The following is a 12,755-nucleotide window of genomic DNA, read 5'->3' as shown; positions in this document are numbered from 1 at the left end:
GTCTCTCACTAACTCTTGTTCCTATTCTTTCTATACTTAATCCTTATCCCTTATTCCTGTCTTTATTCCTATCTTTATTCCTTGTACCTCCTTTTATTCCTGCCTTTTACTCCTGCTTTTATTCCTTAATCCTGCTTTTACTCCTGCTTCTCCTCATTTAATATTGGGAAAGAAGAGAGGAAATTCTGGAGGAAGCAAGAGCTTATTATAGGAGGACACTTGCCTTTGCATTCCTATTACGCACTCCACATGACCCGATTTGGAAGTAATATGAATCAAATAGCAAAACGAGTTAATTCCACAAGTAATATCTATAGTGAAGATATAGAAGAAATTAAGGAGATGATGAGGGAATTATGGCAATTACAAAAATCCATCCTATCAAAACTACCTTAGATTTAAGCATAAAATATATTTGTAATCCTGAAAAAACTGACGAAGAAATTCTAATTTCCACTCATGCCTGTGGACATGAAACAGCTGCATTAGAATTTGAAATGACTAGACAATCATGGAATAGTTCTACTAAAAATTTAGCCAGACATTTGATTCAATCTTTTGATCCAGATGATAAACTAACACCTGAAATAGCTCATGAAATTGGAAAAAAATTAATAGATGAGGCCCTCAAGGGAAAATATGAATATATACTTACAACACATATAGATAAAGGCCATATTCATAACCATATATTATTTAATAATGTTAGCTTTACCGATAGCTATGCCTATAATTCTAATAAGAAAACCTACCATCAGATTCGTAATATTAGTGATAAACTCTGCAAGGAATATGGATTATCCATTATTGAAAATCAAGGAAAAGAAGAAGGTAAGTCATATAAAGAATATCAAGAACGAAAAAGAGGAAAGAGTTGGAAAGCACAGCTCCAATACTCTATTGATAATGCTATTAAGAGAGCTAATGATTGGGAAGATTTTCTTAGATTAATGAGAGCAATGGGTTACGAAATTAAGGAAGGTAAACATATCTCCTTCAGAGCAAAGGAGCAGGAAAGATTCACTAGAGCTAAGACTATTGGTGAAGATTATACAGAGGAAAATATTAAGAAAGAAATAGAAAACCGAGTATGTAGAAAAGAAAAATATCCTACAAAACCCAAATCTCGTGGCACTAGCCCAAGAAATCATTCTAATTTAGGTAGGATCATTGATTTAAAAAATAACCCAAAGGCTCAAGAATTTAGAGGTTATGAAATATGGGCAAAACAACATAATTTGAAAAGCATGGCTAAAACATTAAATTTGATGACAATTCATCAAATTAATTCCAGAGATGAACTCTATGATGCTATAGGTAAGGTAAATCTAGAACTAACAAATATGGCTACTAATATTAAAAATATTGAAAATAATATTGCTAATATTAGTTTAAAAATCAAAAATATAGAAACCCATAATAGATTAAAACCTATATATGATGCCTGGCAATGGCGAAAGATAAAGAATCCTTTTATAAAGCACATACTGATGAAATAATCCTTTTTGAAGCTTCTATAAAAGCATTAGGGAATTCAATTTCTGAAGATATATTAGTTTCTGTTCCAGTTTTAAAAAAGAAGCTAAAAGAACAAACACAATTAAAGGAAAAGGCCTACCAGGATTATCAAAAACAAAAAGAAAAAGTCTCCCAACTTAATTTTTTAAAATCCAATTTGGAGACTTATATGCAGTGGCAAGAACCTGAAATTAATCAGAAGAGGGAGCATTAATTTGCTCTCTCTTCTGGTTAAAAAAATTGAAATAAGATTAATAAACATCTCAACTTTCCCACCTGCTAATTACAGCTTGAACCTTGAAAAATCTATAGTCACGCACACAATAACAATTTTTGTCTCAAAGGCTGCGGTATAGTATTCAAAAATGTATCCATAATCATCTTAGCCATCTCCTGACTAATCAAAGGCAATTTACTTAGCGTCTGGCGAAGGGTATCAACCAAAAGCATCAGCGACTGAGAGAGCTTTATGTCTTGCAGTTCTTCTTTGAGGTAGAAAAATAGATCACCTATAGTTCTATCATCGGTAGCATTTCTAGCTTCCATAGATAACATAGCATATCTAAGGAAAACAATAGTTGTAGCCGCAACTTGCATGTCATAGCTGCGTCCCTGATACTCTTTAGCCAAGGCTAGATATGACTTGCAAACCTTGAAGAAAACTTCTATATCCCAGCGCTTTCCATAGACCCGGACGACTTCTTCATCACTTACGGAAATGTCGGTGCAAAGAAGGAGATGCCAATTATCCGAACTACGGTCTTTCACAAAAACAATTTTGGCATCAATAAATTTATCGGCGGTGGAGACCCTATCTTCCCTAAGTTTGACACAAACTGATCCGATGATGCCTTTCGTATTAGAGGACTTTTTAATCTTTTGATAGATACTTTTGACATTTTGCCATTTACCTTGGTATTGATAATGGATCTTTTCTGTAATACGGATCATACCTATAACATCACGATTTTCCCTTTTAACTCGAATTACGGTCTTGGGCATTGTAAACCAACTGTCAAAGAGCACAAATTTAGCCGGAATATCCTTTGCACTGCGAAGCATAGTTAACACCACATCGGGAGCTTCCTGTCTAGCCAGCTTTCGGCGCTTGTAGGCAAGGGTCCTTTTATCCGTCGTCTTGGCTTTGCAGAGCACATTTTTATCATTATGGGAACTTAACAAGCAGAAGGAAATAGGCATAAAGGTGTTTTGCGAGACCATCCCATAGTTAGCATTTGGAAACCTTTGCAAAATTTATGGCTAGTATGATCAAACACCTTGGCTAAAAATTCTACTTTTTTACTGCGGTTACGGCTAAAAAGCGAGTCGTCAAAAATCAGTACTGACTGCCAGTTTTCCCCGGTTAGACCGTCAATGAATAAAATCAGACGTGTCATTATCAATTGAAGTAGCTTTTCCCAGTTAAAGCGCCCATCATTAAGGAAGCGATAAGCGGTATTTTTCCTAAAAGGCAAATCTTCACTTTGTAGGACTAGGGTTCGATAAAGATTTTTGCCGTTAAAAACCAGAGAAAATAATGCTTTTAATATTGTAACGCAGCAAACCCCTGATTCCTTGTAGAAATTAGATTTAAGCAACATTTTTGAAATGTTAAGCTTCTTAAAGAAATAATCAATTCTAGAATCAAGCATCTGGTCATTATTTTGTAAATCTGATATACTGGTCATGGGAAACCTCCTTAGCGACTGGTATTATTGGGTTTTAGTTACTTCAATTATACCATTCTTTGGAGGTTTCTTGTTGTTTTAAAGTGCGTTTTTATATGAATTTTTCAAGGTTCAAGCCCATTTCATGGGTGGGAAAGTTGAGTAAACATATTAAAGAGTTGATACTAATTTTTTAATGAGGTAAAGTTTACAAAAGAGGACATAAAAAGAAAGGTTTAATAAAAATTATTACTGTATTCTTATAGTTAAGGAGTGAGAAAATGGACTGGTTAAAAAATCTAAGTAATGCAATAGATTATATAGAAGATAATCTTGATGGTGAAATATCTTATGACGAATGTGCTAATATTGCCTGTTGTTCTACCTTTTATTTTCAACGTATGTTTTCATATATTGCTGGTATTAGCTTATCTGAATATATAAGACGCCGTAGAATGACACAAGCTGGGTTTGAATTACAAAGAACAAATGAAAAGATTATAGATATAGCTTTAAAATATGGATATGGTTCTCCAACCTCTTTCACCAGAGCTTTTAAAGGAGTTCACAATATAACTCCAAGTTCTGCTAAAAAGAAAGGAGCTGTATTAAATGCATATCCAAGAATTAAGTTTTCTATAAATATTATGGGAGACGAACCTATGCCCTATTATATAGAGGAAAAGAAAGGAATTCGCCTTGTAGGTATTCGTACTCCGCTAATAGAAAATATGGACTCTAATCAGAAAAAGGTTCCTTTATTTTGGAAAGAAACTTTAAAGAGCGGTATTTTTGAAGAGATTTGTTCTTTAAATAATAAGGAGCCAAAGGGCATATTGGGAGTTAGTGTATACAAAAACCCAAAAGATATACATTACTACATTGGAGTTCCAACCGATAAACCTACTCCTACAGGAATGTATGAATGTTTTATTCCAGAGTCTAATTGGGTCATCTTTGAAAATGAGGGTAATTTTAAAAAAGATATTCAAAAAGTATTTAGAAGATTTTATACTGAATGGCTTCCCTTTTCTGGATATGAATATGGTTGGCTTCCTGATGTTGAAGTATACCCTATATTAAAAAATTCGTCTATAACTGGTCACTCTGAAGTGTGGATATCAATAAATAAAAAGGAGAATTGATTTATGAATTATAAAGTTGAAATCAAAGAAATTGAACCTATAAGAGTAGCCTATATGAAATATAGCGGAGTTGTAACTGAAGCTAACAAGGTATTCCCAAATGTCTTTAAATCTATAAGAGGAAAAACTAATGGTGCACCATTTTTCAATTATCTAAATATAGACCATAGGACTAAAATAGGTGAAATGGAGTTATGTGTACCAACAGAAGAAGAACCAAATTCTAATGGAATAGAGATAAAATTAACACCTAGAATAAAAGCTTTATGTGTAACCCATATTGGACCTTATGAAAGTCTTTTAGATGGCTATAAAGCTATAAAAGAATATGCTAATTCTAATGAAATAATAATAGTTCCACCTTTCCGTGAAGTTTTTATAAAAGGACCTGGAATGATTTTAAGGGGAAATCCTAATAAATATATAACTGAAATTCAATTTCCTATATTGGAGGATTAGTAATGAATGCTATTGAGGTAAAAGATTTAAATAAATCATATAAAAATGGTGTAAAGGCTTTGAATAATTTTAACTTAAAAGTGAAAGAAGGAGAGATTTTTTCACTTCTTGGAGAAAATGGAGCTGGTAAATCTACTTTAATAAAAATACTTACAACATATTTAGAAGCTGATTCTGGTAGTATTAAAATATTTGATGAAAATATCAATAAAAATCCAATAGCTATAAGATCTAATATAGCCTGTGTAGCACAACAAATTTCTATTGATACTCATCTATCCCTAGAAGAAAATATGATATTTCAAAGCCGATTATATAAAGTTCCAAAAGATATAGCCATTAATAGAATGGATAAACTTATAGATAGTTTTGGACTTAAAGAATATAGAAGTTATCCTGTATCCTCTTATTCTGGTGGTGTAAAAAGAAGGCTTGATATAGCTCTCAATATGATGTCTAATCCTAAGATTTTATTTTTAGATGAGCCAACTGTAGGGATGGACATTAAATCTCGTATGGCTATGTGGGATATGATAAAAACTATTCGTAGTGATTTTAATACTACTATTTTTCTTACAACCCATTATCTTGAAGAGGCTGATATTTTAAGTGATAGTATCTGTATTATGAAAGATGGTAAAGAAATTATTACAGGTACCCCTTTGGAACTACGTAGCTTTCTAGGCAAGGATACTTTAAAGATAAGTTTTTCTAAAGGTGATAAAGCTAAAAAATATATAGAAGAATTAAAAAAAATATATCCTAAAACTCAGGTATTTTTAAAAGAGAATAAAGTTCTAATAGATACAGATGATGGTAAATTTGATTTAAATAGAACTACAAGATTTTTAATAGATAATGATATACTTTTTAATGGAATTGAAATAGGAAAACCTTCATTAGAAGATGTATTTTTAAAATTAACTGATAAAGATTTAGAGGTGAATAACAATGGATACTATGACTATACTTTATAGAAATATAAAATTAAGATTTAATAATCTATTTACAATATTTATTACTATTTTACAACCTATTTTGTGGCTGGTTCTCTATAGCACTGTTGCAGGTGAAACCATGAAGAATACTGGTATTGAAAACTATACAGCCTTTATCCTTCCTGGATTAATTGTATTAGTAATCTTTGCTACATGCAGTAGTAGTGGCATGATGAATTATATTATGAAAAACAATGGAAGTTTCTACCGAATATTAATAGCACCCGTTAAAAGATATTCTATAGTATTAGGTCAGATTTTAGAAGGGGTATTATGTTCCTTTTTTGAAGTGGCAGTAATGATCTTAATCAGTCTATTATTCTCTGTTACGATACCTTTAAATGTACCTAGTATAATTTCTATAATACTATTAATCTTTATGACAGCCTTTTTTATGGCATCTATTTCATATAGTATTAGTCTAACTCTTCCAAATGAAATGATCTATGAAACCGTAATGAATGCCATAGTACTTCCATTATTTTTTCTTAGTAGTGCCTTATTTCCCACAGAAGAAATTAGAGGATTACTATCTATTCTTGTTAAACTAAATCCTTTTACCCATGTAATTAATGCACTGCGTTTTATTATCTTAAATGGAAATATTAGTATTAAAGATATTATATTTGTATTGATACTTTTATTAGTTTTAAGCTCTATTAGCTTTCTATCGGCTATAAAAAGTTTAAAAAGCCAAACTAAATTATAATTAACCATAAGGGGAAGCATTAAGCTTCCCCTTTAGTTCTTAATCAAGCTGAACCAATCAAAATTTAAGCCCATAAATCTTTCAATTTCATCTATAGGAATAGTGCTTAATTTATACTCAAGTTTTTTAAATTCATTTCTAATTTCAATAACAAAATCATTTAATTCCTTTTTATTCATAAATAATGAAATTATAAAAATTAATGCATAGACCCCTTGCCTTGCATTTAGCCTTTTTTTCCTTTGAGAGTCATTTAGTCTTCTACCTAAAGTAGGACCTACAGTATTAGGAAGTTTGTTTCCAAAATTCATATAAATATCATCAATAGGTACTTTAATTTTTGTAATATAAAATCTTTCATTATGGGCACAAATATTTCTATATATACTTAAAATCTGTAAAATTCTTGAGGTATTGACAATTGATAAATCATCTGAAATTAATGGAGTAGAATTTAAGTTTAGTGAATTAATTATATCCATTTGCACATCTCTTTTTTGAAGAGTGAATAAATGGCTTACATTTCCAAAGGTTAATACATTCATTAAAATCCACATTGGCATATAACCATGTTGTTCCAAATAAGATTTAATTGAATCATTTTTATTTTTCCTTTGCTGACCTAAGGTTCTATATACTGTGGCTATATAATTATCATATGTAGATTGCCTATCCCACCTTGTACAATTTCTTCTAGGATGATTAAATGATACAGTAGTACTAACAACTCCATAACTATTGTTAGTATAAACAGTATATAAATCAGTAAGATCATAATATTTCCTTCTTAAATATTCACTGTCCCTATGCAGATTTACACGCTCTATTTCAGTATTTCCAGGTTCTTTATATAAATGATAATGATAAAACGACTGAACTATTTGATTTTTTATAATTTCTTCTATCTTTAAAATTTCTCTTAAAAATAGAAGCCTTAAACTAGTATCAAATTTCAACAAGGCCTCCAATTCACTTAGGCGTGTCCCAGTTATATACCGTTCATTTGGGCTTGTCCCCTTATATAGAAAGGGATCTTTGTAGCCATTAATCAAATTATAATAATTATATTTATTTAAAAGGATTTTCTCTTCACTACTATTATCAATACTCATATTCCGTTTTCTAAGAATTTCAACCCTTTCACTATATATAGAGAATTGTTTTTCCATCCAATTTCACCCCTAATATGTAGAAAGACTGAGGGAAAAATCACCCGCAGTCTTTAATCGATCTTTTGTAATGTCATTTTATCATATAGTATTCACCAAATCAATAAAATGTTACCCTTATTCTATAAGTAATTTATATAAAAATGAAATGAAATATCGATATAAAATAGAAAGACTGAGGGCAGTGAATCACCCGCAGTCTTTAATCGATCTTTTGTAATTTAAATTATATCACAAAATATTAATCGATTCAACTAAAGTTTATTCAATTTTAAAAGTTTTATTCATGTATTTTATAATTATTGTATAATAATCCATAATCTATAATAAATTATACCTATATGTTATCTAATAATTTTCATAATCTAGATAATTGGATTCCAATTTCATGCTATTATTAATGTTATTTATGAACATATTAGCTTCAGTTCTATGCCAAATGTATCCATACAGTATGAATGAGATGTAGCTAATAAACTATTCATATCAGTAGTTATTTTAGCGCTATCTACCCCAGGCTGAACAATATAAATATTCATATTTGATTTTTGTCTCATTAACTTTTTTCTAATTATTGATAATTCATGTAGATCTCCAATTTCAAAACGAGAAGGTTTATTTTCCTTATTTCTTGAGACTTCCCTATACTTCATTCTGTCAATCAAATCGATTGGTTTTTGTTTCCAACTAACAGATTTTTCAGCTTGGCCACACACTTCATATAAATCATTTATCCTACTCCCTGGTTTATCTCCATGGAAAAACTTACAGTGAAATAAATTCATTGTAATAGTATTATCTTCTTCACTAATTGCAACTATATCTGCTATTTCTCCACTCCCATCATCATCAAATATGATAGTATATTTATTTGCTTCAATTAGTTTTTCTATAACTTTATATTGAATTGAATTTTTCTTCTTAAGATTTGTTGTTTTATCAAGTTGAGATTCTGACCTTATATCTACTCCTAGCAAATTCCAGTCATAACTAATAATATTTTTTTCAGGAAATTCTATTATTTGGTTTTTGGGAATACTCACTAAAATATTTCCTTGTAAAGAAGAACCATCTGCAAACCAAATCGTTGGTGGCTCTTCTTTAAAAAATTCATAAAGATATTGTTTTTTTGAATTTCCTATCTTTATTTCAGCCATCATATTAGATACACTTGTAATAAAATAATTATCTTTTAATATTGATAAACGAAATTCTTCTATAAATTGCTCACCTTTAACCATAAAAATAATATCATTATTTTTATGGTTAACACTCTTTAATCTAATATCTAATTCATACATTGGTACTTCATACAAACCTGTGTCTATTATAATCCTTCTATCCATATTTACATCAAAGTCTAATGGCCAATCAATTCTGTAAGGATGTGATTCTGGTAACTTACTAATAAGCTTTGGTGTTAATACTCCCTCTAGTAATTTGCCAACATTAATTGTATCATCATTGATTTTATCAATGGTTTGATCACACCAATTTTTCCAGTAATCAATACTCTCAACCCATCTCGACCATACGGTTCCCTTGTGAGAAGCACCGATACTAACTTTCCCATTTCCATTATATCCATTTCCAAATAAATTAGATTTATAACAATTTGCTTTTTGGGACTCTGATATTCCTTCTCCCACATCAATTCCTGCAAACATCTTATAACGTACTGGTCCATCAATTCCAGAATTCAAACCTACAGTTCCTAACATTAGTCTATTTATTCCCGAAAAACTCCTAAATACATTCTCAGATTTAATGGTTATGGGTTCATTATCAAAAATTTCTTTAATTAATCTATATCCTTTTGACTTATCTGTTGAGTTTAAAAATACAATATTCTTATCATTGTTCCAGTATACTATATATAAATGCCATTCAATATTAAAAATATCTTGCTGACTGGTCCACCCAATATTAACCTCTCTAGGTTCAATTATAATCAATATTTTTTCATCTTGATTTATAAAGTATCTACATTTACTTTCGTCAAAAATGTTAGTCCATCTATCACAGTACCATTTTTTATCATTTGTGCGATAGGCAATCATACTAACTTTAGGTTTTAACTGGGATAAGCTTACATCATCTAAGTCTTCTGAACTAAACCCCCTAATTAACTTTTGTAATGATAATTCTTTATCAATATATTCGTTAGATTTTAAAGGTAATAATTGATTCCAATCAGTATCTTTTTCATATAATTCTTCAATTGCATCAACAATATCATCGTCAGCAATATTGGCTACAATTTTCGCATCTCCCAGTTTTTCAGCAGTCCTTGCAAACCTTCCTATAAATTGTAGCGTAATAGGTATAGACTTGTATTTATCATGAATTGCCGCAATTTTTAAGTTTGGTATATCAATACCCTCGCCAAACATATCTACACAAACCAAAATTTTAGATTCCAAAGATTTTAATTGTTCCATTCTTTCTTTTTTCTCTTTAGCACTTTGCCTATTGGTTATTAATATAGGCTTAAATTCTGAATAATATTTGTTATAGATATTATCAAATAATTCTTCAGCCCTAGCTATAGTTTTGGCCCTTACCAAGAGTAAATGTTCATATCCATCCCTTAGATCTTTTTGAAGTAAATATACTGCCCTTTTAGCAATTTCTCTATCACTTTTAAGCTCATCAAATTCTTCTACTGGCTCAAACTCTATTTTTTTAAAATAACCTTGTTTTTGTGCCAAATGAAGGGGAAAATTATATATTATATCCCCATCAATTTTTTTACCATCATCTCTAAAGGGAGTTGCAGTAAATTGAATTATTTTATTATTTAAAAACCAAGATTTTGTTTCCATCCATGTTTTTGCACTAATATGATGGCTTTCATCTACTATAAGTAGGTCAATCATGTCTGATAAATATGTTTTATAATCTTCCTGCATCTTACATAATAGTGCCATTGTTGTAACTATAATGTTTGATTTTTCAATATACCTTCTAAATTCATCAAAGTTCTTAATATTGTTATTTAATTTTAGTACATTAGGTGGAACTACCCTATCTTTTAAATATCCAATATCATATAAAATCCCAAGTGTTTTAAATTTATCGTATACCTGGGTACGTAATAAGGCAGAAGGAACTGCAACCAAGGTCCTTTCAATACTTTCCGTTACTACGGCAGCCATCATCGTTTCTGTTTTTCCTGTTCCAGTTGGCATTACAACTGTAGCATCCTTATTACTTACTGTCCAATGTGCTCTAATTGCAGATAGTGCCCCAAACTGGGCTGGTCTTAACCCTATCCCATTAATATCTTCAGCAATTACCTCTGTAGTACCATTATCCCAACTTTTAATTACTTCTGAAGTTGACATATATTTACCTTGCTTTTTTACCCCTGAAAATATATTCCTTTTTATCTTTGTTTCAGTTCTCTTCAAACCATCCACCCCTTTTTCACTTAATCTACCAATTTCTTAATCATAGTAACTATGTCATCATTCTTCATCTGCTTTTCAAATGACACATTAATACCGGGCTGGTCCCCTAACTCCGGATAATATCCTTGTATTTCTCATGAAATCATACTCTTACATGAACTTTGGCGGTTTGCCATTGACATGGAGCCTCTATGGGCATGGTTTTATGCCCTGGGGCATGGCCAAGAAGGGCGTACCAGTGACAGGCTGCCATGCCCACCTCTCCACGTCAATGGTTCGCATAGCCAAACCTTACTATATTTAAACCCAGCTTTCTAAGGACTTAGATTTCTTTCATTGATAGTTTAAAGATTACGCCGTAAAAGGTTTGACCTTTACTGTATCATCTATAAATGCTGTATAAAACTTTCAAACTCGTTTTGACAGTAGCATTCATCCTCTAGAATTGAATGAAGATTTTTTGTGAGCATTCATGTTTGAAGTTTTTACAGGAATTCTCTCATGTATGACGCCTAATTCCTTTACTGTTTCTTCAAAAAGATTGGAAGTAAATTGCGGACCGTTATCCGTTCTTATTTTAGGAAGTATCATACCTTGTATTGTTCGCTGGGGCTTTAGTATATTTAGCTCTTTACAAAGCCTATAAATCTTTTTACGGTTTATTAGCAAGTTATACTCTTTGTTAGGCAAATGGTATTTCTTTATCCATAGGGGAAACCGTCATCACATATTAGTTCGTTCAGCCATTCTTTAATTTCTTTCAGATATCTTTTCACCGGTTTTGGTTAAAGAGTATCCATGACTTTCCTTCCTCTTACATTTTTGCAAGGAACAGATGAATTATTTTCTTCTTGTTTGCTTTTTTCTCTTGATAAATTAGCATAATATGTGGATGAAGATAGCCCGACAAAGTCCAGTATAAGGGATGCTCTATAGCCTTTACTGATCCACTTTTTAGCTATTTTAACTTTGTCGGCTACTGAGGGTTTATTCTATCCCTCAAATCCTAGAGTACTGCAAGCTCAAGTTCTTTTTCACCTAATAGTTTCTTAAGTGTATTGTTTTCTTTGCTTATAGCTTCTAATCTGTTCTCTACCTCACGGATACGTTTTTCTTCGCTTTTCGGCAATGGAGTAATTGAGCCTCTTTTTTGAGCTTTCCTAATCCAATTATGAATAGTATTTGATGAAATATCGTGTCTGCGAGCTACTAGGGCTACGTTTCTCACTTCCTGGCATTCTTTAATTATTTGCTCTTTAAATTCTTCTGTATATTGTTTTCTTATCATTTAAGCCAGCCCCCTGTTTTTATACCATCATATACAAAGATTTTCTCTAAGTTGGTTAGGGGGCTATAGAGCAACGTGGTAAGGAATAAACTGTGAACTAGGAACTGTTATGTATAAGGTGGATGGATTCTCCCATATGGATATTTTTAAGTTTTGATAAAAGCCATAGGTTCTATCATCCTATGACTTTTATCTTACCCTAAACTTTGCCCACGAAGTTGAACTGGACACCTATTATTAATTCTAATTGCAATACCATGATTAGTAAAAACATAACTCGCTTTCATTTCGATTTTAGAATAAGTAGAATGCTAATAATAATACTTAAAAAAGCACCAAATATAAACATCCATAAATCATATTCTGACATAAAACCAATAAAGTGATTA

General features: G+C 31.1%; 11 protein-coding genes and 1 pseudogene. 7 read left to right on the top strand and 5 right to left on the bottom strand.

Annotated elements, in window-relative coordinates:
• Positions 1–249: 249 nt before the first annotated feature.
• The 3 genes from mobC to TEPIRE1_RS04505 are packed head-to-tail and all read left to right on the top strand — an operon-like array spanning position 250 to position 1,732.
• Positions 250–396: a plasmid mobilization relaxosome protein MobC gene (gene mobC, locus TEPIRE1_RS14440; protein ID WP_144312818.1), complete on the top strand. Its 147-nt coding sequence runs from the start codon at positions 250–252 to the stop codon at positions 394–396.
• Positions 357–1,499: a relaxase/mobilization nuclease domain-containing protein gene (locus TEPIRE1_RS04510; RefSeq protein ID WP_015295138.1), complete on the top strand. Its 1,143-nt coding sequence runs from the start codon at positions 357–359 to the stop codon at positions 1,497–1,499. Before mobC ends, TEPIRE1_RS04510 begins: the two co-directional genes overlap by 40 nt.
• Positions 1,451–1,732, top strand: coding sequence for a hypothetical protein (locus TEPIRE1_RS04505; RefSeq protein ID WP_048894705.1), 282 nt, complete (start codon positions 1,451–1,453; stop codon positions 1,730–1,732). The genes TEPIRE1_RS04510 and TEPIRE1_RS04505 overlap by 49 nt, the downstream gene beginning before the upstream one ends.
• 98 nt (positions 1,733–1,830) lie before the next feature.
• Here TEPIRE1_RS04505 and TEPIRE1_RS04500 read toward each other — a convergent pair whose 3' ends face one another.
• Both TEPIRE1_RS04500 and TEPIRE1_RS04495 read right to left on the bottom strand, forming a co-directional pair.
• Positions 1,831–2,718 (bottom strand): IS4 family transposase, encoded by an 888-nt coding sequence (locus TEPIRE1_RS04500; RefSeq protein WP_425314945.1) that lies wholly within the window; start codon positions 2,716–2,718, stop codon positions 1,831–1,833.
• Positions 2,694–3,206 (bottom strand): transposase, encoded by a 513-nt coding sequence (locus tag TEPIRE1_RS04495; protein ID WP_015295135.1) that lies wholly within the window; start codon positions 3,204–3,206, stop codon positions 2,694–2,696. Before TEPIRE1_RS04495 ends, TEPIRE1_RS04500 begins: the two co-directional genes overlap by 25 nt.
• Positions 3,207–3,466: 260 nt before the next feature.
• On the opposite strand from TEPIRE1_RS04495, the gene TEPIRE1_RS04490 reads away from it, so the two are divergent.
• Genes TEPIRE1_RS04490 through TEPIRE1_RS04475 form a run of 4 tightly spaced genes read left to right on the top strand, consistent with a single transcriptional unit; the run spans position 3,467 to position 6,496 of the window.
• On the top strand, positions 3,467–4,330 hold the full coding sequence (locus TEPIRE1_RS04490) for an AraC family transcriptional regulator (RefSeq protein WP_013777988.1): 864 nt from the start codon (positions 3,467–3,469) through the stop codon (positions 4,328–4,330).
• Positions 4,331–4,333: 3 nt separating this feature from the next.
• A complete protein-coding gene (locus TEPIRE1_RS04485; protein WP_013777987.1) occupies positions 4,334–4,789 on the top strand; it encodes a GyrI-like domain-containing protein in 456 nt (151 codons plus the stop codon).
• Between the two features lie 2 nt (positions 4,790–4,791).
• Complete coding sequence (locus tag TEPIRE1_RS04480; protein ID WP_013777986.1) at positions 4,792–5,766, top strand: ABC transporter ATP-binding protein; 975 nt, start codon at positions 4,792–4,794, stop codon at positions 5,764–5,766.
• Entirely contained in the window at positions 5,741–6,496 is a 756-nt protein-coding gene (locus TEPIRE1_RS04475; RefSeq protein ID WP_013777985.1) for an ABC transporter permease, read from the top strand. The genes TEPIRE1_RS04480 and TEPIRE1_RS04475 overlap by 26 nt, the downstream gene beginning before the upstream one ends.
• Positions 6,497–6,528: 32 nt before the next feature.
• Here the strand turns inward: TEPIRE1_RS04475 and TEPIRE1_RS04470 are convergent, their stop codons facing one another.
• The 3 genes and pseudogenes from TEPIRE1_RS04470 to TEPIRE1_RS14080 all read right to left on the bottom strand — a co-directional run.
• Positions 6,529–7,665 (bottom strand): Abi family protein, encoded by a 1,137-nt coding sequence (locus tag TEPIRE1_RS04470; protein WP_013777984.1) that lies wholly within the window; start codon positions 7,663–7,665, stop codon positions 6,529–6,531.
• A 407-nt stretch (positions 7,666–8,072) separates the two neighbouring features.
• On the bottom strand, positions 8,073–11,087 hold the full coding sequence (locus TEPIRE1_RS04465; protein WP_414929840.1) for a DEAD/DEAH box helicase: 3,015 nt from the start codon (positions 11,085–11,087) through the stop codon (positions 8,073–8,075).
• A 389-nt stretch (positions 11,088–11,476) separates the two neighbouring features.
• A pseudogene (locus tag TEPIRE1_RS14080) lies at positions 11,477–12,366 on the bottom strand (transposase); the annotation flags it as partial.
• Between the last annotated feature and the right edge of the window lie 389 nt (positions 12,367–12,755).

The organism is Tepidanaerobacter acetatoxydans Re1 (assembly GCF_000328765.2).
GTDB classification, from domain to species: domain Bacteria; phylum Bacillota; class Thermosediminibacteria; order Thermosediminibacterales; family Tepidanaerobacteraceae; genus Tepidanaerobacter; species Tepidanaerobacter acetatoxydans.
The sequence above is the reverse complement of the archived record's forward strand: the minus strand, read 5'-3'. Positions and strand labels throughout refer to the sequence as shown.